Below are 22,183 nucleotides of genomic sequence, written 5' to 3'. Positions count from 1 at the left end.
CGCTATTGGTTGTCTAATGCATGCTTTGGCGTTGTACGGTACAAATCAGCAATTTTGCCCATTTGACGCTTAATATCTTCAATAAACAGATATAAGCAAGGGATGAGCATTAAGGTCACGACTGTCGCAAACAGTACACCAAACGCCAGTGACACAGCCATTGGAATAACCATTTTAGCCTGCATACTGGTTTCGGTCATGATAGGCACTAAACCAATAAATGTGGTTAGTGACGTCAGTAAGATAGCTCTAAATCTTCGGCAACCCGCATCAAGTACCGCTTGCTTCATCGCAACGCCACTGGCTCTGGCTTTGTTGATATGATCAACCATCACCAGCGAGTCGTTAACCACAACGCCTGCTGCGGCGATAATACCAAATAGCGATAGGGCACTTAAATCAATACCTAAAATCTTATGCCCCATGACTGATCCTATCACCCCAAAAGGAATAACAGCCATAATCATCAGTGGTTGCGAGTAAGACCGTAGAGGTACTGCTAGTAAGCTGTAAATTACCATTAACGAGATAAAGAAGTCGCGAAGTTGGGTGCTCGCGCTTTCCATTTGCTCTTGAATGTTACCAGCCACTTCACTTTTCACTGTGGGGTAACGCTTAAGTAGATCCGGAATGAAATTATCTCGAATTTCCTGGGCCAACTTAAAGGGTTCAGCTTGATCGGCATCCACCGATGCCCATACATTGATGGTGCGGTTGCCGTTTTCACGGCGAATACCACTGACGCCTTGAGTGACATGAATTTCCGCAACTTCAGACAGCGGTACTTCAGCGCCTAGTGGCGTTTGAATCATCACCTCATGGACTTGCGCGATAGAATTACGTTGCTCCTCGGGGTAACGTAACATCACTTTGATCTCTTCGCCGTTGCGTATGATGCGCTGGGCCTCAAGACCATAAAAACTATGGCTAACTTGAGAAGCAATATTTGCAAGCGTAAGGCCGAGACCATGTGCTAGAGGTTTAAGCTCAAACTGCACTTCTTTGGCGCTAGACTGACGGCTGTCGTTCACATCACCGACACCTTGCAGGGTGTTGAGTTTATCTTTTAACTCTTTGGCTGCTGCGACGAGCTGGATATCGTTTTTACCTTCCAATCTAAAGCTAATATCGCCATCGTCTCTGCCGCCACCAAAAAGATCATCTTGAATAGTGAATGACTTCATTCCCGGGATCAGCGGCATGGCGCGGCGCCAAAGTTCCGCCAGCTCGAAAGTGTCAATTGGTCTTAATTCTGGGTCAACTAGCTTAGTCATGACCTCAGCATTGGTGCGTCCACGTAGATCAACCTGGATGTCAGAAATCATTTTCTGACCATACTGGGCTTCTAAATCGCTATCGACTTTCATCAATGCTTTCTCAATGGCAAGTGCACCAGAAAGTGTGGCGCGCTCCGAGGCATCGACATTCATTTCGAGATTAACCCGAGGAAAATCGTGGGGGATTTTCGGTTGGCCGATATAGCGGATAATGCCGCCGTTGTACATGCCGGCACACAATAAAATTAAGGCAAAAAACACCATGATGACGGTATAACGGTATTTAACACCTGCCGCTAAACTTGGTCGATAGATGTTTTGGATAACATGCTGCAAGCCGTTGTCGACTTTGGTTTGTAAAAAGTTTACCCCAAGACGCAACCAGTCGAATGGGTTCTTAGAACCGGGTTGCACTATGGTTCTTTGCTTCATTCTGGCTAAATGCGCGGGTAGGATGAGCTTAGATTCAACCAAAGAGAACAACAGACACAGAATAACCACACAACCAATAGCCTTACCAAAAGCGGAGGAGGGACCATCGCCCAGAGTCAGTGGCAAGAATGCCGCAATCGTAGTTAATACACCAAAAGTTGCTGGCATAGCGACCCGCTGAACACCGCGGATGACGTTATCAATATTTTGCCCTTTGTCTTCACATTCGCTATGGGCGCTTTCTCCCATTACGATGGCATCATCGACCACAATACCCAATACCAAAATAAAGGCGAACAAGCTGATGACGTTAATGGTGACGCCAATCATCGACATCGGCATGAACAATAGCGTACCTAAGAAGCAGACGGGTAAGCCCATCATCACCCAAAAAGCCAACCTTACACGTAGGAATAGTGCCAGCATCAAGAAGACCAATACTGCACCACTCTTCATACTGTCGAGCATTAGGTTTAGGCGACCTTCAAGGTAATAGGTCATATCAACCCAGGTCTCTAGTTTTAAGCCTTCAGGTAATTCAGCTTGTTTACCTTCGATGTAGCGGTTAACGATATCAGCGACATCTGTCATGCTTTGATCTTTGGCAGCACCAACAAAAAAGGTCACCGAGTTTTTGCCATTAAACTTAGAGTATTGAATACCTTCTTCGAAACCATCAATCACGGTGGCAACATCACCTAACAGTAAATTGGTACCGTCTTGTAAGGTTATCAGCGGAAGGTTCTCAAACTCATAACCCACATAGGCTTGGTTTTGCACACGTAAATTAATGTAGCCATTTTCTGCGCGGATCTGCCCCGCAGACATGTTGCGAGAATAACCACGAACTGCGTTAGCCACATCATTAAAGTTAAGCCCATATTCTCGTAGTTTATCTTTACTGACCTCAATGCCGATTTCATAGCCCAAACCACCATAAAAATCGGTAATATTCACCGACGGTAACTGCATTAGCTCGTCATGAATGTTTTCGCCCAATTGTTTAAGTTGTTTGTGGGTCAAATCACCATAGAGGCTAATATAGAATACTTCCTGACGGATCTTAATTCGCTCTACGCGCGGGCGCTCCATCCCATCAGGGAAACTTGATATGGAATCAATTTCAGACTTGATTTCATCCAGTACGACCTGAGGATCATAGGAGTCTTCTATGCGAAAATAGCCTCGGGCTGCGTTACGGTCTGAATAGGTGATGACACGCTTAAGGCCTTGGACACTTTCTAGCGCTTCTTCGACCTTAATAGTGATGCCTTCTTCTACCTCTTGTGGGGCCGCTCCGGGGTAAAAGGCGCTAAATTCGACCCAGTTAATATCAACTTGCGGAAAGAACTGTTTTCTTATGGTATTAGCTGTCAGTAAGCCACCCACAATGATAATGATCATCAACAGATTGGCAGCAACGCTATTGCGAGCAAACCAAGCGATGATGCCTTTATTAGTATCACTCACTGGCACTACTCCTTATCGTCCATGGCAAGTTGTGTGTCAGTATTTTTATCCTCAATTAGGCTATCTTGTTCACCCATCAAGGCTACCGCCATACCTTCAACGGGATAGTCCAATGCAGAGGTGATGATTTTCATGCCAGGCTCTAGCCCATCAGCGATGATGACTTCAGAACCGACTTGTCTTAATACATCGACCGTTTGATACTTAAGCTTGTTGTCGCTACTGACGATAGCCACTTTATCAGCAACAACCAAATGGCGAGGAATACGGGTTACAGAACCGGCTTGTGAGCCTTTAATTTGTGCTGTTACGTAAGTACCAAACCGCAGCTGTTTTTTATCACTTAGCAGGGCATAGGGATCTTTGACATCAGCAACCAGATAAGTCATGCGACTGTTGTCATCAATCACCCCTTCACTTCGGACGATTGTGGCTTGCCATTGATGTTGCTCACCAGAGTATTCACCGCTAATGGTCACCGTGGCGTTTTGACCGCGGTTATCCAAGTAGCGTAATTCTTTATCGCCAATAGGTAAGCGAATTTCTGCATCATCGGTACTATATACTTTGCCCAACATACTGCCTTTGGACACGTATGATCCGAGTCCAATGTGACGCGACTCAATTAAGGCATCGTAGGGGGCGCGGATAAAGGTTCGCTCTAAGTCCCGTTTAGCACGCTTTAAACCAGCTTCTGCAGAATTCAACTTGGCAAGTTCTTGTGCTAATTGTGGTTTACGTAAACTTAATTCAGTTGGCACGCCATTTTCGATACGCTTCCACTCTTCTTCTGCGACTTTACCAAATGCACGTTCTTGTACTAATGTAGCTTTGGCAGAGGCTAAGGCCGCTTCGGCATCTAGCAGATTGGCTTCGTAATCACTTGGGTCGATTTTCGCTAGAATAGCGCCTTTTTTAACAAACCCACCGCGTACAAACTCATCAGCTAGGAATAGGATCTCACCATTAACTTGCGAGACTAGCTCTGTTTCATACTTGGCTTTAACTAAGCCGTAAGAACTCACTGAGTAATTCATCGGGGCTTTACTGATCTCAGTGACCGCCACGATAGGGGTATTGTCGACCTCTTCTTTTTCTGCAGGTGGTTTTTTCATCGAAGAAATTGCGATAAAACCGCCGATCCCAACGGCAAGTACCACAAAAGGTAAGATCATCTGTTTACGAGTAGCCACAAATAGGTCCTCTTTTTGAAGCTAACAGCGGCCAGTATGGGCCAGCTGCATATAGGCGAAAGAATAGTTAGCTTGTCATGTTATCGAATTGTGGCGATTGTTAAAGTGAGATTGTGTAAAAAGGTATGTCTAATTATTAGCGACAAACAAACCCATTAAGATTAAGGAACAATTTTCGCTCGGCTTTCGAGCGTGCTCGGCAAGGTGATATGCCATTTCTGTAATTGCTGCTGACTGTATACCAATTCACCACGATTGGGCGTACTGATACTGGGTAGCGAGCCAGCACTAAAGAAATGATTAACGTGTTGTGCGGCAACCACGCCTTGCTGGTAACCGTTAATCGTAAGCCCGCCTATGGCTTTATCATGGCCTATGGAATAGTCCCAAAATGCAAACAAAGGTATTGGTGTATGTTCGCTGGTCCATTGGCTGACACTGTCTAAGCTGACGTTGTTGTCATTAGTGTCTTTAAGGGCCGCATAATTGGCAATAATTACTGCATCATAGCCATTGGCTTTGCTTTGCTCTATTGCGGTTTGCCAGTCCAAAAAGCGACTGAATAGTAAGGTGTCCACTTTAATGCCGGCAATGGTTTGCTTAAGCTTATTGTCAAAGGAAGTGGCTAAGATGGCGTAGGATGTTGGGTTATCGTCCATCATCACTAAAATCTTTTTTGTCGTCGGTAGCAAGGTTTTTAAACTAGACACTGAACGTTTTAGCAAGGGTCGTTCTAATGCGCCGCTAACATTTTTTGATAGTGCAATGTATTGGCGAGGGTTGTCGTTAATACCTAAAAAGACCAAAGGGATCTGTTTTTGGACCACAACAGGGCCAACAAGCTTGAGCGCATTATCGTCGGCGAGTACCACTAATTTAGGTTCACTGGTTTGTATCTGCTGAATCGCTTTGTCAGCCGCTTGGTTGAAATCGCTCGACGCTATCCTTTTTGTATCCATTTGATGTTCGATGATATCGCTTTGTTCAATCGTATCCATAAAGCCTTGGCGATACTCTTTAACCCACGGGTAGTCTAAATGATACGAGTGAATGAATAGTACTTCAGTGGCGTAACTGGGTGGGGAAAAGACCAAGCAACCAATCACTGCGAGACAATTAAATCGGCATTTTACAGACATTGAACACTCTCCATGTTTGCCAATGTTTTAGTGATTAGAACACTAATTTCAAAACAAAAACAACAAGCTAAACTAATGATTAAAAAGGTATCAGGCTCGAGCTAAGAGTGCAAAATAAAAAGAGAGCCAAGTTCACGTGTAAATGAGGTGACCCTCTATGTGGCGTATGCCGATTCACGTGCGCTATGTGCTCTCTAGGATTGAGTTTATACCCTAATTGAGTTTACGCTAAATAACTTTTGGTGATAAAAAGCGCTATCCTAGCTCAATATCAGTAATAGCTTTTCGGGTCATATTGTCGGTGAACTCGTTGCGCTTGATATGTTCAGGTGCCCAACCTGCTAAAAATCTTTCAAAATCGGCATAGGCGTATGGAATAAGACGTCGCCATTGCTGCTGCAAGTCGTCAAAGTGGTTGGTTAAATGCTCGCTATATTGCTGTAGTTGTGCAAAGTAATAGTCTACCAAGGTCGGGTGATGTTGACTAAGTTGCTGCGCATTTAGGCAACTGCCCAGCAAGTAGACTAAGTCCTTAACGCCAACACCATTACCTACATATTGAAAATCCACTGCGGCGACTTTAGTTTCGCTATTATGAATGCAAAAATTAGCCAGTTTCGCATCACCATGGATGATGGTTTGATAGAGGCAATTATCAAGTTGAAGACTAATTTCATTGGCATAAGCTCTTAATTTTCCGTTTGCCATTGCATCTAACTCATCGGGTCTGGTTGATAGATGCCAGTAACTGCCATGTAACCAATAATCTTTTATGGCGTTGTTATCTGCCTTCTTTGTAAGGTGTTGGCCATGCAATTGAGCTAGCCATTGGATCATGAGTTTAATCTGGGACAAATTAGCGCGTTTAGGCCTAATACAGAAACCCGATGCATCAAGATCAGATAATACCAGCGAAAACTGATCTTGGTGGTCACCGTCGATGATAGCGATAAGCCTTGGCATCAAATAGCTGACGCCATGATCCGTTTGATGGTTACGGTACCAGTTTTTTTCAATCTGATAAGAGCGTATCTTTCGTTGATGGCCTACATTGGTATGCCAACCGCGCGGATGTTGCTGTGCTTGCGGGATTTCAATACTTTTAACGACAACTGGACTGCCGTTGACATTATAACGGTCAATGCTGCCATAATGACTCCAAAGGCTTTGAATTTGCGCAGTATGGTTAACACTTGCTGTTGCAAAATGTTGTTGTAACGATTTGAGGATGCTCATAATGGATGCTGGTATTTTTCAATGATTTTCGCAAAAGTACCTACAAAGGTAAATGGCTAAAAGCGAGGATAAGATTACATTTTGTCCATCAGATCGCGCTATACTGTTAGCAATCTTGCTTTACATGGATAGGAAAGAGCGAACCCGTACTTATGAGGAAGTTAACATTACTGTGCCGTATTGAGCCCGGATGTCTTGGTCCGCAAGGGGTTGACCATGTCGAAGCTTTTTGTCGATATGCCCATGCTGAACTGAAATCTTTTTATCCAGAAGCGATCGCATGGCTACCTCTGCCTCGCTATGACAAATCCCTTGCTGAGTTTGAGTATTTAGTGGGTAAGAAAAACTTATCGTTCGCTCAAGCGCAACAACTCTTAACGGTATTGGGTATTCAGCTCAATGATATAGAAGAGCAGTTTCACGACAAAATCGCTGATCTTATTGACCTATTCCTAATGAAACAGAAATAACTCGCGCTTTTTGCATTTGGCCATCTATCCTTTTACGCTGGTAGCATTGCCACTCATATTTTTTCACAAGGTTTTGAAATGACTAAGCATGTATTAATCACCGGGGCCAACCGTGGTATTGGTTTAGCCTTTGTAAACCACTATTTGGCTCAAGGATTTAAGGTGACAGCATGTTGCCGCAAAACGGATACTGAAGATAGTCTTCATCAGTTACTAGAGAGATACTCGTCTTTAAATATCCAAACACTTGATGTTACAAGTCAGCAATCGATATCAGCATTAAGCGCTAAGCTCAGTGATAGCGATATCGATCTATTGATCAACAATGCCGGTTTCTATGGCCCAAAAGGCATGCCCCTTGGCCAAACGGATGTTACGCAGTGGCTTAAAGTATTACAGGTCAATACCGTTGCACCTTTAATGGTGGTTGAAGGGTTGATGACTAAACTTAATCAGCGCCAAGCAACCATAGTTTGTATGAGCTCCAAGATGGGGAGTATGGCTGACAATAGTAGTGGTGGTGCGTATATTTATCGCTCGTCGAAAGCAGGGCTTAATGCTGTCGTTAAAAGCTTGGCTCTTGACTTAAAGCCTAAGAATATCACTTGTGTTAGTTTACACCCAGGTTGGGTACAAACGGATATGGGTGGCCCAAATGCACTGATTAGTGTCAATGAGTCCGTACAAGGCATGATCCAAGTTATCGAGAATTTGTCGATTGACCAAACTGGCAAATTCTTTAACTATGATGGCTCTGCTATCGATTGGTAGTGGCTAAGGAAGTAATCCTACAATATCGCCTATGAAAACAATAATAAGAGCATTACACGAAGATGATTATAAGCAAGTCATTGAACTGGGTAATTTAGTACATGGGGATGGTTATCTAGATTTACCAAGCCTAGTCAAAATACAGGCGCTTTCTATCAATAATGGAATCAGTGCAAATTTTGTAGCAGAAAGCGCAGGGCAAATTGTTGGCTTTCGTTTAACCTACGCAGCGGGTATGTGGGATGTTGATAAGTGGTGTAGCCCAACGCTGTGGCCTTGTGATGTCAGTAAGATGTGTTATTTCAAATGCAATACCGTTGCAGAAACGCTTAGGGGTCAGGGGATAGGTAAAAAGTTGTTGTTATCCTCTATTTCAGCCGCCAAGGCGCAAGGCGCGCAAGCGGGGGTAAGCCATCTTTGGCAACAAAGTCCAAATAACTCTGCGGTAGGCTATTTTTCCAGTGCTGGCGGCAAACTCATTAAGTACCACCCAAAACGCTGGAACAATATTCCTGACCAACCAGACTATCTTTGCGTGTTATGCGGTTCAGATTGCCAATGCACTGCCTGTGAAATGGTGTTAGTCTTTGACGAGCTTTGAAGCGCAAGCACGACCCTTCGTGAGTGAGTTTTATGAATTACGATCCTTTACACAGCGCCCATCCCGCTAATCAAGACTGGCCAAGCAGTTATTGGTCTAGCACAGTAAGCCAACCCCAGCCATTAGACTCTATCACGGGCACGCAAAGCGCTGATGTGGTGGTTATTGGTGCTGGCTATACCGGTATGCTGACAGCGCACTATCTCGCCAGCCAGTTTGATGTAGATTGTATTGTACTAGAGGCCAATCAAGTCGGGTTTGGTGCAAGCGGCCGTAATGCAGGCTTTGTGCTGAAAGGTTCTGGCCGACTGGGGTATGGGCAAATGGCGAAACGTTGGGGGATTGACGTTGCTAAAGGCATATACAGGGAATTTACTCAGGCGGTCGAACGTGTCGATGATTTGATTTCAGAACATCAAATAGCTTGTGAGCCACAGCAAACGGGTTACCTTAAAATTGCTCACAACCCAAAACATGTCCACAAGTTGCAATCAGCTGCTGACTTTATTGCTAATCATCTTGGCGGCCAAGCAGAGTTCATCGAATCTAATCGCTTCAAACAAGAGTTTATGGATCATCAGCAAGCGTTTGGTGCTATGCGTTACGATGATGGATTTGGGATCAATCCGCTGAAACTCGCCTTGGGTTATAAACAGATGTTGATTGATAAGCGCGTTGCGATTTATGAGCGTAGCCCAGTTATCGAGTGGCAACAGACAGCGAAAGGACATGTACTTACTACGCCCGACAGTCAAATTGTCGCACGGAATGTGGTTTCTGCTGGTAATGCTTATACACCTAAAAAGTTTAACCCACTGATCGACCGCCGATATTTGCCCATCTTAAGTAATGTCATTGTTACAGAGGTGCTAAGTGATGAGCAGTTAGCTAAAGCGGGCTTACATACTCATCAGGTCGCCATGGATACGAGGCTACTAAAGTACTATTACCGATTATTACCCGATAACCGAATATTGTTTGGTGGTAGGGGGGCAGTAACCGGCGCCGATAGCAACAATCCTAAATATGCTCAGCGCTTGTACCGAGCGATGTTAGAAGCTTTTCCAAGTCTTAGCAGTACATCGATAGCTTATAGTTGGACAGGCTGGATAGCCGCGGCATTAGATGATATGCCGCATATTTATAGTCAAGATCACACGTCATACAGTTTGGGGTATTGCGGTGCAGGTGTATCGTTTAGTGCCCAAGCCGCCCAGCGGATTGCGCAATCTATCGTTGGTGAGGCGATACCTCAATTACCGCTATACCAACAACCTTTGCCCAAATTTCCTTTTAGTCGACTACGCCGGGTCGGGCAACGCGGTTATTATCATTACGCTTGGTTAATGGATCGATATCGATAAGGAGATTTTTGTAAAAACCTTCTATAATGGGGGACTTCACTTCAAAGCACAGAGGGAATCTATGAAACATGTTGTTGACCAAATGCTCAGTAAGCATAAGCAGTTGGTGCATTCAGAAGGTGTGAAGATATTGTCCCATACGCAGCGAGATGTAGATGACTGGGTGCAACACACAGTCATGATAGAAGGGTGTGATGCACCTTTTAAGTTTAAACGAACCAAACGTTTCCGCACATTACAGGGTCATAAAGTCAACATGACTTACTATCCTGAAACAGAAAGTGTCGCCGGCTTTGACTTCGAAGTAATGAAAGTGGTGAGAATCAAACGTTTTTAGTGCTTGAGACTCGCTTTATTAACAAAAGTTAATAACATTAAGCTCTGATACAGGATGCTCCCGTTAAGCTAGCCCCATTATTAAATGATTGTTTACTAGATAAACACTGATAATGAGGTTTGAAATGAGAGCATTGGTACTACTAGGCACGTTAACGTTATTCTCCAGCAGCGCTTTCGCGAATATCGTCGTTGATAAAACAAATGTCGATGAAAAAGACTACCTGTACGATCACAGTCAATGTAGCGAGTTAGCCAGTCAGGCCCAACTACAACAAGCCGAAGGCGGGATGATTTCTGGTGCAGCTAAAGGGGCTGCAGTCGGTGCGGCCGCTGGCGCGATTTCCGGTGGTAGTGGAAGTAGCGGCGCTCAAACCGGCGCGGCAGTAGGAGTTGCTGGTGGATTTTTACAGCGTAACAGTGATAAACGTAACAATAAAAAAGCCCATCAAGAAGAGCAAAAAACCATTATGCGTAACTGCATGACTAACCGTGGTTACACCGTGCTCAATTGATAACTGTATTTTTTGCGAGCAGTATCGCAAATTTTAATATATAAGCGCTGGCAATATTAGTGGTTAAGCAAGCATTCAGGTAAGGCCATCAATAATATCACCAACGAGACAATTAGGTCTCAATTGTGAGGATGGCCAATGTTACAAGATAACTATGATTTAGCTATTGATAGCACAATATTAAATTCAGTGAGTGAGCAGGCTAGAGCCTACAACGCAACACAGTCACGAGCTCAAGAGCTCAAAAGTATGATCAGTAATCATGCTAAGCTGACATTTAACCTATTGGTGCCGCAAACTGATTTGGGTCCAAGCGAGAAACACAAAAAACTGTTGGCATGTAAAAGCGAAGGGCTAGAGCTTTATCGTTTTGTGATAACAGCTAACCTGCAGTATCAAGAAGAATCGATTCTACTGAGCTATATCGACAATAACTTGTCGGCAATAGAAGACGGCATGACCACGATGAATTGATAATCAGCCAGCTTATAAGCTGGCTGACTATTTTTATGGAGAACAACTATTCAGCGTTTTTCATTTGAGACTGAATATAATTTTGTAAGCCGATCTTATCGATTAGCCCTAAATGTTGCTCTAACCAATAGATATGATCCATTTCTGTATCATCTAATAGGGTTTCTAATATTTCTCGGCTTACGTAATCCTTCTCTGACTCGCAAATAGTGATTATTTTAGTCAAACTTGCTGCGACCATGCGTTCTGCGGCTAAATCATTTTCAAGCATCTGCTTGACGTTATCTCCGACATGGATCGCCTCTCTGCTGGCAGTATCGGGCGTTCCTTCAAGAAACAATATGCGCTCAATTAAACGTTTTGCATGATCAAGTTCTTCTTCATATTCGTGGGCGAGTTTTTCCGACAGTTTATTAAGCCCCCAATCTTCGTAGATTTTGCTGTGAGCTAAGTACTGATCCATGGAGGTCAACTCCAATGTCAGTTGGTTATTTAACTGGTCAATGACTACCTGGCTACCTTTCATGTTAATCCTCCATCATTGATTGTTGATAGTTTTCGATGCCAACTTGGCCGATTAAGAATTGCTGCGCTTCAATCCAATCTAAATAATCTTGCTCCTTTTCGAGTAGCTCTTCGAGTAACTCTCTCGATACATAATCTTGCTCGGCTTCACAAAGGGCTATTTGCGCTGTGAGCAAATCTATCTCTTCGGTTTGCAGCATTAAATCACAATCAATCATCTCTTCGGTGTGTTCGCCAATCCTAAGCTTATTCAACTGCTGTAAGTTAGGTAGGCCTTCGAGAAATAATATCCGTTCAATGACTTTGTCAGCCTGTTTCATATCAAGAATGGACTTCTTGTAGGCTTTCTCATTGAGTTCTTCTAGTCCCCAGTTCTTAAACATTCTGGCGTGGAGAAAATACTGATTAATTGCCGTGAGTTCGACGGTGAGAACCTGATTTAGGGCACTGATGACTTTAGGATTACCTTTCATTTTTTGTTCCTAGCAGTTGATTTTATATAATCCTAGTCGCAGAGCAGGGGTTTTCCAGATTAAATTTATATAGTTAAAGCTGTTTTTAACTGCATAAAAGATAAGCAATTACGATGAATAGTGAGACTGATTCCCATTCAAATTAGGTGTGACTAAAGACAAATGGGGTAACTAGGCAATATCACTAAAAGTAACAGGGCATAGCGGGTTGTAAGCGTGTACTTAGAAAGTAAAGGCTTAGAGATAATTAGATGGGTTAAAAGTTGGCATGGTAGTACGGGCGAGATAAGCAAATAATGGGACTTATTTGGTTTAAGCCATTAATTCGGATAGCAAAAAGCCAGTCGACTGACTGGCTTTTTTATCTGTTACAACTGACTTGCTCTTATTTGGCAGTCATCAACGCAACAGCGTTATCGAGCATACGGTTACTGAAACCCCACTCGTTATCATACCAAGCCATAACTTTAACTAGGCGGCCATTAACACGAGTTTGTGTGGCATCGAAGTTAGAAGAGAATGGGTTGTGGTTAAAGTCGATAGAAACTAGTGGCTCTTTATTAACCGCTAATACTTCGCTCATTGGTGCTTGGCTAGCAGCACGTTCAATAATGGCATTGACTTCTTCTACCGTCGTGTCGCGAGCGGCGATAAACGATAAATCAACTAGCGATACGTTTACCGTTGGCACACGCACTGCCATACCGTCAAACTTACCCGCAAGCTCTGGTACCACTAAACCTACTGCCGCAGCTGCGCCGGTTTTGGTTGGGATCATTGACATCGCTGCAGCACGTGCGCGACGCAAGTCCGTGTGGTAAACGTCAGAAAGGCGTTGGTCATTGGTGTAAGCATGAATAGTGGTCATTAAACCTGATTCGATACCAACCTCATCATTTAACGGCTTAGCAAAAGGTGCCAAACAGTTAGTCGTACAAGATGCATTTGAAATTACTGTCATATCTGCAGTGATTTCATTGTTGTTCACACCGTATACCACGGTGGCATCTACGTTCTTGCCAGGTGCTGAGATAATCACTTTTTTAGCGCCAGCATCTAAATGAGGTTGTACCGCTTCTTTAGAAGTGAAGATACCTGTACATTCAAATACCACATCGACATTCAAATCGGCCCAAGGCAGTTTTGCTGGGTCACGTTCTGAAAAAGTGACAATTTTATCTTGGTTGACATAAATGGCTTCGTCATCATGTTCAACCTTAGCGTTAAAACGGCCATGTACTGAATCATACTTAGTTAAATGAGCGTTTATCGAGGCATCACCAAGATCGTTAATAGCTACAATCTTAATTGGGTAATCTTTTTCGCTTTCATAAAGTGCTCTAAGCACGTTTCTGCCGATACGGCCATAACCATTAATCGCTACGCGGATAGTCATTTGATATCCCTCTGTTAAATGATAAAACTAATCTGGTAGTAAAATTACCAAAATGACAGCTAGCGTCAAGTAATATCGACGTAAATGGCATCTAAAATCGTAAATAGCCGGAATAATCATCGATAGTTTGATTCAACTTTCATTTTTAGCGGTTAATTTTGTAAATAAACCACTTTTGGCAGACATTTTGCGTAGTTGCAAATTAGCTGTGAACAGTAACGAGTGGTTTGTACATTTAGTCAACAAATTTCAATCTTAGTTGGCTTTGTTTAAAGTCGCCAGACTCTATTAAGTCGACTAATTCATCTGCCTGACTATCGAGAAAGCTTTGTAATTGCACATCACCATTGATAAGCGCCAACATGTCCTGGTCGGAGGCCTTACTGTCAGACATCAAGGTGTTTGCCTTTGACAATATATAGGTGAGTTCGAAGTGGCCTTGTTGATAATAGATACTGGATAGACCCAGTAGCCAATCGGGATCAAACTCCTCTTCTGATGCATTATCCAGTACAGAAAGATAAAGCAACTTGGCTTTTTCCAAGTCAGACTTCTGATAATAAGAGGCGAGCTGGGCAAGGATAAAGGTTTCGGTTATCTCGCCTGCGGCTTCAGCATTGAGTACACGTTGCTGTGCTTGCTGATCACTAAAACGGGTCCAATGATAAAATGACAAATATAGGTCTTTGGAGGGTTTGGTTGTGGCTTGCAATTCAGCCAAACTTTGCGAGCTTAAGCCAAAAGCGCGCATACGATCATTAGTACGCTCAGGATGGAGAATGTGCTGAACGCCAGAGGCAAGCTCAATGCATTGGTTGTACTTTTCTAGGTTAAGAAGATGTTTGTATATCTGCTTTCCTGTAGGTGATTCGGTCTGTTTAAGTAAATAGCGTTTACGAATAAGATCGCCTTTTTCAAATCTGCACCAACTATCACGATGCAAATCGGCACAAATTTCGGGATTATTTTTACAAATGGTGGTGGTATTAGCACCATAATCACAGCCAATTAGGCTAGAAAATGCGAATAAACTAATAAATGATGTAATTATTACAAAATTTGTCTTCAAAATAGGCTCCATGCCAATATTTTTCTAATATTATTACACAGTTATGGAAAATATCTTACTAGATCGTAGCGCCAGTTTTCATTACAATAGCGCCGACCAAACAAGAGGACTTATTCGTCTATAACGACAGTATTAGTCTTTTTCTTTTGCTACTCAAACATTTCTATTAAAAATAGTCGATCAAGTGAGATAAAGGATCTGTACATGAGCGCTGATAAGCACCTACAAAGCTGGCAAGAACGTTTCGAAATGGCAGAGGCAATGCAACCTCTACTAGGTAAGTTATATCGTAACCAAGGTGTAGAAGTTGTTCTATACGGCAAGCCTCTTTTAAACGCTTCTACGATTGAAATCATTAAATCTCACCGTTTAGTGCGTCGTCATGTTGGTGACAAACTGAGATTGCGTGAAAGCTTCCCGTTCGTTGAAGTTTTAAGCAAGCTTGCGGTTAAGCAATGTAAAGTTGATATCGGTAAGCTGGCTGTAAACTACTGGCGTGAGCACGATGATGCGAGCCAAATTGAAGCTTACATGAGTCGTGAACTATCAGCTGCGATTGACTTAGAAGATGTTCAAGAAGCAAAAGATGTTGTGCTTTATGGTTTTGGCCGTATCGGTCGTTTACTCGCACGTCTACTTATTGAGCGTACTGGTGTTAGTAACAAATTACGCCTAAAGGCAATCGTATTGCGCGGTGGCCGCAAAGGTGATTTAGAAAAGCGCGCAAGCCTATTACGTCGCGACTCTGTACACGGCCCATTTAATGGCTCTGTAGAAGTGGATGAAGAGAACAACGCAATCATTGCAAATGGTACTTACATCCAAGTTATTTATGCCAATTCTCCAGATGAAATCGATTACACTCAATATGGCATTAACAATGCCTTAGTTGTAGATAACACCGGTATCTGGAAAGATGAAGATGGCCTAGGGTTGCACCTTAAATCAAAAGGCGCAGCTAAAGTACTGCTAACGGCTCCTGCAAAAGGCGCGATCAAAAACATCGTATACGGCGTTAACGAAGCTGACATCCTAGACGAAGATACAATTGTCTCTGCAGCAAGTTGTACTACCAACGCGATTACGCCAGTACTTAAAGCCGTTGATGACAAGTATGGTATTGAAAATGGCCACGTAGAGACCATTCACTCTTATACTAACGATCAAAACCTGATTGATAACTACCACAAAGCTGATCGTCGTGGCCGTAGTGCACCATTAAACATGGTGATCACTGAAACCGGTGCAGCTAAAGCTGTAGCCAAAGCGCTACCAGTGCTAGCTGGCAAACTAACGGGTAACGCTATCCGTGTTCCAACACCTAACGTTTCTATGGCGATTATCTCGCTTAACCTTAAAGGTGAGACCAGCAAAGACGATATCAATGAGTACTTACGTAAAATGGCACTGAACTCGCCGCTACGTAATCAAATTGACTTTACTGAATCAACAGAAATCGTATCGAGTGACTTAGTCGGTTCTCGTTATGCAGGTGTTGTCGATTCACAAGCGACTATCGCTGAAGGTAATCGCGCCATTCTTTATGTATGGTATGACAATGAATTTGGTTATAGCTGTCAGGTTGTTGGCGTAATGCAAAAAATGCTTGGTCTTAACTACCAATCACTGCCAGCACTATAAGCTCAATTTATAGTTGATGTATAAAGCCTCGCATTAGCGAGGCTTTTTTATTTGCATCCATATGCACGCTTGGGGTTATTAACCCATGCGTTAATCAAGCATCGTGGGTAACAGTAAGGGTACAAACCGCTTAGCGATTGACTATTTAGCTAGCAATCAAACAAATGCCAAATAAACAATGTATCATTACTGCGAATGTCTTCTAGATATTAATGGTTACGGTTTAAACGACTTAAGTGCCTTAATAATCAAAATTTGTACTTGTTGCTGTAATTAGCAGCAAACGGCCATATTATCGTAATTTTAGCGCTTTTGTTCGTTGACTCTTATGCATATTTCGGTAGAATGCCATTCCGCAGTCAGGGGAAAGCTTCTAGCAGAACACTGATTGCAAAGTTAGAAATGGCCTGCGACATTAGCTCAGTTGGTAGAGCGATACCTTGCCAAGGTATAGGTCATCGGTTCGAACCCGATATGTCGCTCCAATCTACTAAGGCGCGATGGCAGAATGGCTATGCTGCGGATTGCAAATCCGTCGATCTCGGTTCGACTCCGGGTCGCGCCTCCACTTTAATGTTTTAGTGCGTAAGCGGTAAAACACACTTTGCCCGAGTGGTGGAATTGGTAGACACAAGGGATTTAAAATCCCTCGCTGAATAAGCGTGCCGGTTCAAGTCCGGCCTCGGGTACCATCATTCGATGACAAAAAAGCCTCAACATATGTTGGGGCTTTTTTGTATCTGCAAACCCAATAATTACACAATATTTTAGAACGCTATACTAATCTGCTTTGTTAGTTGAATGATGAGCAGTAAACACTGCTATATATTGACAATTTGTCATAAAAATCGCCATAAAATTCATAATCGCTAGTTCATTGACTATTTTTTTCACTTTGTGGCAAAGTCGCTATGAAGCCTTGACTGACTTTGGTATAACTAGCATCGAACCCTACATATACGCTTATTTTTCAGGACAAAACCATGATATTTAACCAGGTAGAGCAGGCAAGTGCCGACCCCATCTTGGGCCTTACTGATGCATTCAAAGCTGATCCTCGCGCAGAGAAGGTCAACTTAGGAGTTGGGATTTATAAGGATGAGTCGGGTGCAACACCTATTTTGAAGTCGGTTAAACTTGCAGAAGAAAAATTACTTGATAGCGAAACAAGTAAAAGCTACTTGGGAATAGATGGCGTTCAAGCATATAACCAAGCGGTACAAACACTCTTGTTTGGCAAGTCTCACGATGTCGTAGTAAAGAAACGCGCCGCGACGGCACAAGCACCAGGTGGAACGGGTTCGTTAAGGGTAGCCGCAGAATTTTTGGTAAAAAATACCGCAGCTCAAACCATTTGGGTCAGTAACCCAAGTTGGGCTAACCACAATAATATTTTTAACTCGGCGAATTTAGCGGTTAAGCAATATGGCTATTATCGCCCAGAGACCCATGACATGGACTTTGACGCCATGTGTGCGGATTTAAATACCGCAAACGCGGGTGATTTGGTGTTACTCCATGGCTGTTGTCATAACCCAACTGGTATCGATCTTAACTCACAACAATGGGAAGCTATCGCCAAGCTGTGCTTGGATAAGCAATTAGTACCGCTGTTTGATTTTGCCTATCAAGGGTTTGGTGCTGGTGTTGAAGAAGATGCACAGGGCTTGCGTATCGTCGCTAACATTGTCCCTGAGTTATTGGTTGCTAACTCTTTCTCTAAGAACTTTGGTTTATACAATGAACGCATTGGGGCGGTGACTTTAGTTGCTGAATCATCAACAATTGCAAACAAAGCATTTAGCCAAGTAAAAAGCACGATTCGCGCAAATTATTCTAATCCCCCAGCCCATGGCGCGCTTATTGTAAGCACTATTCTAGCTGACGAAGCGCTGAGTGAACTATGGCAACAAGAGCTGCAGCAGATGCGCGAGCGAATTGCACAGATGCGCGGCCTGTTTGTAGAAAGCTTAAAAGCTTGTGGTGTTGAACAGAATTTTGATTTTATTAATGATCAAAATGGTATGTTTAGTTTCTCTGGTTTAACAAAAGATCAGGTTAATCAGCTTAAAGTTGACCACGGTGTTTATATTGTGGGTAGCGGTCGTATCAGTGTTGCTGGCATGACTAAATCTAATATGCCTGTTATTTGTAAAGCGATAGCAGCTGTACTTGCTAACTCATAAGCTTAAGCGGCGGTAGATGTAAGTCTATAATCACGATTAGTACAGTATGACTAACAACAAAAAGGAGCCTAACGGCTCCTTTTTTATTCCATATTAGCCATGATATTGGCCAATGCAGCAACAAGCGCTTGCTTGTCGTGCATAGCTAAATGCTCTTGGCTAATTAGTGGTGTGGTGTAGATATTACCGTCAATACTGCTTTGAGGACCATGGCGTAAAACCGCGTCAATTGGCTTACCATTGAGCACTTGCTGAAACCATTGTAGGCGTTTATCCAAACTAAAGTTAGCCGCTGATGTTGGCTCTTGAGTCAGATTATCAATATAAATGATTGGCGCGTTTGTTTGATTTATGGCGGTAGCGATGTCTTGCAATAGCAGCGGTGGCATAACACTAGTTAAGAAGCTACCAGGGCCTAAAATAATCAGATCTGAGCACTTGAGCGCACTAACAGCTTCATTAGTCGATTCAACTTGTGGCTCTAAAGCTAAAGCCACTGGTGGTTGATTCATGTCATCAACTTCTACTTCGCCATAAACTTTATCGCCAGCGCCGGCAATAGCCACAAGATGGGTAGGTTGCTCGGACATCGGGATAAGTTGGCAGTCGATATTAAGCATTTGGCGTATCAAATTCACTGCTTCTAGCGGCCGAACACACAGTTGATCAAGGGCCAATAACATAAGGTTGCCTAAATTATGACCGGCAAGCTCGCTACTGCCGCCATAGCGGTAATCAAACAACAAAGAGCCAACGGAAGGTTGGGCAACCAACTGTGACAAGCAATACCGTAAGTCACCCCAGGCAATGCAATCTTGTGATTGCCTAAGTCTTCCTGTCGAACCACCATTATCAGTCGTAGCGACAATGCCAGTCAGTTTAGGACCAAGAAAATTTAATGCTGCGAGTACTCGACCTAATCCATGTCCGCCACCGATGGCGACAATATGGTCAAATTGACTGATTATTTTCTGAGGCATAAAGCAACATGTAAAATCTTTGCGAGTTGGGCGGCAATTATACCTGAGATTAATGCATGGTTACCAAAAAAATGTTGCTTTAGCTTTACGGCGCTTTGCTCGCACTGGCGCCTTGTTTCAGTATATAATCGAGACTCATAATAGAATTAAGGGTGGCGATTTGAAGACAGGTAGAGTAGGTAAGTTAGTCGTGTCACTTGGCTTAGTCACACTTGCGCTGTTAACGAGTCGCGCTGTATTGATTCACCAAGTAGAAGACGGTACTACAGCCAAAGGCAAGGTAGTAGAGAATCAACTGCCTGCGAGTAAAATTCCTGATTTCAATGCAATAAAAGATGTGTCGGAAAAGAAGCAAGCTTTTTTCGATTACTTGCGTCCGGCTATCCGTCATCAAAATGCAATTATTGCTGATGAAAGGCAGTTTTTAAAACAGTCTTTACAGCACCTAGAGCAGCAAAATTTAACCGAAGCTGAGCGTTTTAGAATTGAAGGATTAGCCAGTAAATACCAATTGGCGATGCGTTCAATTAATCAAAATACCTTAACCCAACTTTTAGAGCGCGTTGATATCATCCCTGAAGATATGGTACTCATCCAGGCCGCTAACGAAACCGGTTGGGGGAGTTCTCGTTTTGCCAAGCAAGGTTTAAATTTCTTCGGTCAATGGTGTTTTAGAAAGGGGTGCGGCTTGGTACCCCAGTCTCGGACGGCGGGTATGAGTCATGAAGTCGCAGTGTTTGATAGTGTAGAGGACTCCGTCGCGTCATATTTGCGTAATCTTAATTCTAACGCTGCCTATTCGCTGTTACGTTCAATACGTGCTGACCTTCGTGCACAGAACAAGCAACCCGAAGCAACAAAATTAGTTTACGGTCTCATTCATTATTCTGAGCGACAAGAGGCCTATATAGATGAACTACTCGAAATGCTCAGACATAACAAAAAATATTTGGTGGACAATGATGCAAAAAGGCCTTCTGTTTAGTTGCCTTATTATGGCGTGTGGCGTGACTCAAGCGGCGCCAATCTCTTTAGAATATCAAGGTTTCTATCAGCGATTAAAACAGGTTAATAAAGGTCATTACCCGCTTATTGAAATAGCGTTTAGTGTGCCAAAGACAAAAGAGTGTGTGGTACTTGGTGGCTCTATTACGACTGAGAAAGAACAATTTCCATTGACTATCAGCGATACTCAGCGCCTTTATATCCCTTATGATGGCGCCTTAAAGTCAGATAGAGCTGTGATCAATCTTGATATGCAGGGCGATGGCAGCAGTTGTGGTATTGCAATGCAGATCAGGGCGAAGCAAACTAAAACACAATATAAGGGCAGCGAAGTCGTTGAAATTGATGAGCAGATGAATAGCTTATTGAAATCGATGCAGGGCTTTCCTATGCGTTACTTCAGTGAATCAACCAATGGCATCAATTTTGAGTTCGCCCATGATAAACAAGTGATGGTAACCACCGATGGCATCGAGCATAGAGTGCAAGGTGTGTATCGTCTTTCGACTCAGGCAATTACGGAGTTAGGCGACATTAGCTTCAGCGAGCAGCCATTGGTTGTTAGCCCGTGGACGGGCACAGAATAAAAAAAGGCCGTCAGGCCTTTTTTATTGCGTCAGTCTACAGACTGACAGGATCACAGCAAAGCCATCACATTAGGGCTGATAAGTGCTGACAATATCGATTTTGTGTTCCGGTTTAACATTGGCAGCAGCATCTAAATCGATATGTCCACTGTTGGCAATATCTAGAAAATCGAAAGCTGGTAGCTCAGCTTCAGCGACATCACCTGATTTCGGTGCATTAGGATCTTGCTTTAAACTTTTGAAATCAAACTGGTTTCGGTCAACACCTTGCGAAGGGGCGGTGTTCTGCATTGCGGTAAAGATGGTTTCAATACGGCCAGGATGTTCTTTATCCCAACTTTTGAGCATATCTTTTACGGCTTGGCGTTTTAAATTCTCTTGAGAACCACATAGATTACAAGGAATGATAGGAAACGCTTTCAGCTCTGCGTACTCAGCAATATCCTTCTCTCTGCAATAGGCAAGGGGGCGAATAACCACGTTAGCACCATCATCTGATAATAACTTAGGTGGCATGGCTTTTTGCTTACCCGCGAAAAACATATTTAAGAACAAGGTTTCCACTATGTCATCACGATGATGACCTAATGCAATCTTGCTGGCTTTAATTTGCTGTGCAAACCCATACAAGGTACCACGGCGCAAACGACTACATAGCGAACAAGTGGTTTTGCCTTCTGGAATCTTATCCTTAACAATGGAATAAGTGTCTTTTTCAAGAATGTGGTAAGGCACGTTCAGCGTATCGAGGTAAGCGGGCAAGATATCTTCAGGGAAACCAGGTTGCTTTTGATCTAAGTTTACTGCCACGATTTCAAAGTTAATAGGCGCACGTTGCTGCAGATTAACGAGGATGTCCAACATGGCGTAACTGTCCTTACCGCCAGACAAACAACACATTACCCTATCGCCATCTTCAATCATGCCATAATCTGCGATTGCACTGCCCACTTCACGGCGTAACTTCTTTTGCAGCTTATTTAATCGGGTAATTTGCTTTTTAGATAAAGTTTGTTGGTTATCAGACATAAAAAACGCGCCTA

The 22,183-nt window shown here is 43.2% G+C and carries 21 protein-coding genes and 3 tRNA genes; 14 read left to right on the top strand and 10 right to left on the bottom strand.

Translation table 11 applies throughout. The features are described 5' to 3' along the window. Positions 1-2: 2 nt before the first annotated feature. The 4 genes from FLM48_RS11220 to FLM48_RS11205 all read right to left on the bottom strand — a co-directional run bounded on the left by FLM48_RS11220 (position 3) and on the right by FLM48_RS11205 (position 6,747). Positions 3-3,179: an efflux RND transporter permease subunit gene (locus FLM48_RS11220; RefSeq protein ID WP_179024700.1), complete on the bottom strand. Its 3,177-nt coding sequence runs from the start codon at positions 3,177-3,179 to the stop codon at positions 3-5. Positions 3,180-3,184: 5 nt separating this feature from the next. Continuing rightward, positions 3,185-4,372: an efflux RND transporter periplasmic adaptor subunit gene (locus FLM48_RS11215; RefSeq protein WP_179024699.1), complete on the bottom strand. Its 1,188-nt coding sequence runs from the start codon at positions 4,370-4,372 to the stop codon at positions 3,185-3,187. 161 nt (positions 4,373-4,533) lie between these two features. Beyond that, a complete protein-coding gene (locus FLM48_RS11210; RefSeq protein ID WP_179024698.1) occupies positions 4,534-5,511 on the bottom strand; it encodes an ABC transporter substrate-binding protein in 978 nt (325 codons plus the stop codon). 255 nt (positions 5,512-5,766) lie between these two features. Further along, entirely contained in the window at positions 5,767-6,747 is a 981-nt protein-coding gene (locus tag FLM48_RS11205) for a phosphotransferase (RefSeq protein ID WP_179024697.1), read from the bottom strand. 152 nt (positions 6,748-6,899) lie between these two features. Here FLM48_RS11205 and FLM48_RS11200 point away from each other — a divergent pair, with 152 nt between their 5' ends. From FLM48_RS11200 to FLM48_RS11170, 7 genes are all read left to right on the top strand, one after another. After that, a complete protein-coding gene (locus tag FLM48_RS11200; protein WP_179024696.1) occupies positions 6,900-7,217 on the top strand; it encodes a hypothetical protein in 318 nt (105 codons plus the stop codon). Positions 7,218-7,295: 78 nt separating this feature from the next. Continuing rightward, positions 7,296-7,988 carry an SDR family oxidoreductase gene (locus tag FLM48_RS11195; protein ID WP_179024695.1) on the top strand — a complete coding sequence of 231 codons (693 nt, stop codon included), beginning with the start codon at positions 7,296-7,298 and terminating at the stop codon, positions 7,986-7,988. A gap of 31 nt (positions 7,989-8,019) precedes the next feature. Then, complete coding sequence (locus FLM48_RS11190) at positions 8,020-8,589, top strand: GNAT family N-acetyltransferase (protein WP_179024694.1); 570 nt, start codon at positions 8,020-8,022, stop codon at positions 8,587-8,589. Positions 8,590-8,621: 32 nt separating this feature from the next. After that, positions 8,622-9,953, top strand: coding sequence for an FAD-binding oxidoreductase (locus tag FLM48_RS11185; protein ID WP_179024693.1), 1,332 nt, complete (start codon positions 8,622-8,624; stop codon positions 9,951-9,953). Between the two features lie 61 nt (positions 9,954-10,014). After that, positions 10,015-10,290 carry a hypothetical protein gene (locus FLM48_RS11180; RefSeq protein WP_028775150.1) on the top strand — a complete coding sequence of 92 codons (276 nt, stop codon included), beginning with the start codon at positions 10,015-10,017 and terminating at the stop codon, positions 10,288-10,290. Positions 10,291-10,414: 124 nt separating this feature from the next. After that, the gene (locus FLM48_RS11175; protein ID WP_028775151.1) at positions 10,415-10,804 is read left to right on the top strand and encodes a glycine zipper family protein; all 390 of its coding nucleotides are present in this window, start codon (positions 10,415-10,417) and stop codon (positions 10,802-10,804) included. Positions 10,805-10,942: 138 nt separating this feature from the next. Further along, positions 10,943-11,278 (top strand): hypothetical protein, encoded by a 336-nt coding sequence (locus FLM48_RS11170; RefSeq protein WP_028775152.1) that lies wholly within the window; start codon positions 10,943-10,945, stop codon positions 11,276-11,278. 46 nt (positions 11,279-11,324) lie between these two features. On the opposite strand, the gene bfr (FLM48_RS11165) is transcribed toward FLM48_RS11170, so the two are convergent. From bfr (FLM48_RS11165) to FLM48_RS11150, 4 genes are all read right to left on the bottom strand, one after another. Beyond that, positions 11,325-11,804: a bacterioferritin gene (gene bfr / locus FLM48_RS11165; RefSeq protein WP_028775153.1), complete on the bottom strand. Its 480-nt coding sequence runs from the start codon at positions 11,802-11,804 to the stop codon at positions 11,325-11,327. A 1-nt stretch (position 11,805) separates the two neighbouring features. Continuing rightward, complete coding sequence (gene bfr, locus FLM48_RS11160) at positions 11,806-12,276, bottom strand: bacterioferritin (RefSeq protein WP_028775154.1); 471 nt, start codon at positions 12,274-12,276, stop codon at positions 11,806-11,808. A gap of 385 nt (positions 12,277-12,661) precedes the next feature. Further along, complete coding sequence (gene gap, locus FLM48_RS11155; RefSeq protein WP_179024692.1) at positions 12,662-13,672, bottom strand: type I glyceraldehyde-3-phosphate dehydrogenase; 1,011 nt, start codon at positions 13,670-13,672, stop codon at positions 12,662-12,664. A 235-nt stretch (positions 13,673-13,907) separates the two neighbouring features. Beyond that, positions 13,908-14,741: a DUF2989 domain-containing protein gene (locus FLM48_RS11150; RefSeq protein WP_256871122.1), complete on the bottom strand. Its 834-nt coding sequence runs from the start codon at positions 14,739-14,741 to the stop codon at positions 13,908-13,910. A gap of 204 nt (positions 14,742-14,945) precedes the next feature. Between FLM48_RS11150 and FLM48_RS11145 the strand changes: the two genes are divergently transcribed. From FLM48_RS11145 to FLM48_RS11125, 5 genes are all read left to right on the top strand, one after another. After that, positions 14,946-16,382, top strand: coding sequence for a glyceraldehyde-3-phosphate dehydrogenase (locus tag FLM48_RS11145; RefSeq protein ID WP_028775157.1), 1,437 nt, complete (start codon positions 14,946-14,948; stop codon positions 16,380-16,382). Positions 16,383-16,791: 409 nt separating this feature from the next. After that, positions 16,792-16,867 (top strand) — tRNA-Gly (locus FLM48_RS11140). 9 nt (positions 16,868-16,876) lie between these two features. Then, positions 16,877-16,950: transfer RNA gene (locus FLM48_RS11135), tRNA-Cys, on the top strand. 38 nt (positions 16,951-16,988) lie between these two features. Beyond that, a tRNA-Leu gene (locus FLM48_RS11130) sits at positions 16,989-17,074 on the top strand. A 291-nt stretch (positions 17,075-17,365) separates the two neighbouring features. Then, the gene (locus tag FLM48_RS11125) at positions 17,366-18,568 is read left to right on the top strand and encodes an amino acid aminotransferase (RefSeq protein ID WP_179024690.1); all 1,203 of its coding nucleotides are present in this window, start codon (positions 17,366-17,368) and stop codon (positions 18,566-18,568) included. Between the two features lie 83 nt (positions 18,569-18,651). Here the strand turns inward: FLM48_RS11125 and yvcK are convergent, their stop codons facing one another. Next, on the bottom strand, positions 18,652-19,548 hold the full coding sequence (gene yvcK / locus FLM48_RS11120) for a uridine diphosphate-N-acetylglucosamine-binding protein YvcK (RefSeq protein ID WP_179024689.1): 897 nt from the start codon (positions 19,546-19,548) through the stop codon (positions 18,652-18,654). 160 nt (positions 19,549-19,708) lie between these two features. Between yvcK and FLM48_RS11115 the strand changes: the two genes are divergently transcribed. Together FLM48_RS11115 and FLM48_RS11110 are read left to right on the top strand one after the other, a co-directional pair. After that, positions 19,709-20,533, top strand: a complete 825-nt coding sequence (locus FLM48_RS11115) for a glucosaminidase domain-containing protein (protein ID WP_179024688.1) — start codon at positions 19,709-19,711, stop codon at positions 20,531-20,533. Beyond that, positions 20,511-21,140: a DUF2987 domain-containing protein gene (locus tag FLM48_RS11110; RefSeq protein WP_179026348.1), complete on the top strand. Its 630-nt coding sequence runs from the start codon at positions 20,511-20,513 to the stop codon at positions 21,138-21,140. The genes FLM48_RS11115 and FLM48_RS11110 overlap by 23 nt, the downstream gene beginning before the upstream one ends. A 69-nt stretch (positions 21,141-21,209) precedes the next feature. Here the strand turns inward: FLM48_RS11110 and ttcA are convergent, their stop codons facing one another. Continuing rightward, positions 21,210-22,169 (bottom strand): tRNA 2-thiocytidine(32) synthetase TtcA, encoded by a 960-nt coding sequence (ttcA, locus tag FLM48_RS11105; RefSeq protein WP_179024687.1) that lies wholly within the window; start codon positions 22,167-22,169, stop codon positions 21,210-21,212. Between the last annotated feature and the right edge of the window lie 14 nt (positions 22,170-22,183).

The sequence above is a fragment of the Shewanella sp. Scap07 genome, assembly GCF_013394145.1.
Classification (GTDB): Bacteria; Pseudomonadota; Gammaproteobacteria; order Enterobacterales; family Shewanellaceae; genus Shewanella; species Shewanella waksmanii.
Note: the sequence above shows the minus strand (reverse complement) of the source record. Positions and strands in the feature narration are given on the sequence as shown.

Excerpts from the sequence above, each read along its gene's own strand:
- FLM48_RS11210 (WP_179024698.1), bottom strand. The coding sequence starts at position 5,511 with ATGTCTGTAAAATGCCGATTTAATTGTCTCGCAGTGATTGGTTGCTTG.
- FLM48_RS11205 (WP_179024697.1), bottom strand. The coding sequence starts at position 6,747 with ATGAGCATCCTCAAATCGTTACAACAACATTTTGCAACAGCAAGTGTT.
- FLM48_RS11200 (WP_179024696.1), top strand. The coding sequence starts at position 6,900 with ATGAGGAAGTTAACATTACTGTGCCGTATTGAGCCCGGATGTCTTGGT.
- FLM48_RS11195 (WP_179024695.1), top strand. The coding sequence starts at position 7,296 with ATGACTAAGCATGTATTAATCACCGGGGCCAACCGTGGTATTGGTTTA.
- FLM48_RS11190 (WP_179024694.1), top strand. The coding sequence starts at position 8,020 with ATGAAAACAATAATAAGAGCATTACACGAAGATGATTATAAGCAAGTC.
- FLM48_RS11185 (WP_179024693.1), top strand. The coding sequence starts at position 8,622 with ATGAATTACGATCCTTTACACAGCGCCCATCCCGCTAATCAAGACTGG.
- FLM48_RS11180 (WP_028775150.1), top strand. The coding sequence starts at position 10,015 with ATGAAACATGTTGTTGACCAAATGCTCAGTAAGCATAAGCAGTTGGTG.
- FLM48_RS11175 (WP_028775151.1), top strand. The coding sequence starts at position 10,415 with ATGAGAGCATTGGTACTACTAGGCACGTTAACGTTATTCTCCAGCAGC.
- FLM48_RS11170 (WP_028775152.1), top strand. The coding sequence starts at position 10,943 with ATGTTACAAGATAACTATGATTTAGCTATTGATAGCACAATATTAAAT.
- bfr (WP_028775153.1), bottom strand. The coding sequence starts at position 11,804 with ATGAAAGGTAGCCAGGTAGTCATTGACCAGTTAAATAACCAACTGACA.
- bfr (WP_028775154.1), bottom strand. The coding sequence starts at position 12,276 with ATGAAAGGTAATCCTAAAGTCATCAGTGCCCTAAATCAGGTTCTCACC.
- gap (WP_179024692.1), bottom strand. The coding sequence starts at position 13,672 with ATGACTATCCGCGTAGCGATTAATGGTTATGGCCGTATCGGCAGAAAC.
- FLM48_RS11145 (WP_028775157.1), top strand. The coding sequence starts at position 14,946 with ATGAGCGCTGATAAGCACCTACAAAGCTGGCAAGAACGTTTCGAAATG.
- FLM48_RS11125 (WP_179024690.1), top strand. The coding sequence starts at position 17,366 with ATGATATTTAACCAGGTAGAGCAGGCAAGTGCCGACCCCATCTTGGGC.
- yvcK (WP_179024689.1), bottom strand. The coding sequence starts at position 19,548 with ATGCCTCAGAAAATAATCAGTCAATTTGACCATATTGTCGCCATCGGT.
- FLM48_RS11110 (WP_179026348.1), top strand. The coding sequence starts at position 20,511 with ATGCAAAAAGGCCTTCTGTTTAGTTGCCTTATTATGGCGTGTGGCGTG.
- ttcA (WP_179024687.1), bottom strand. The coding sequence starts at position 22,169 with ATGTCTGATAACCAACAAACTTTATCTAAAAAGCAAATTACCCGATTA.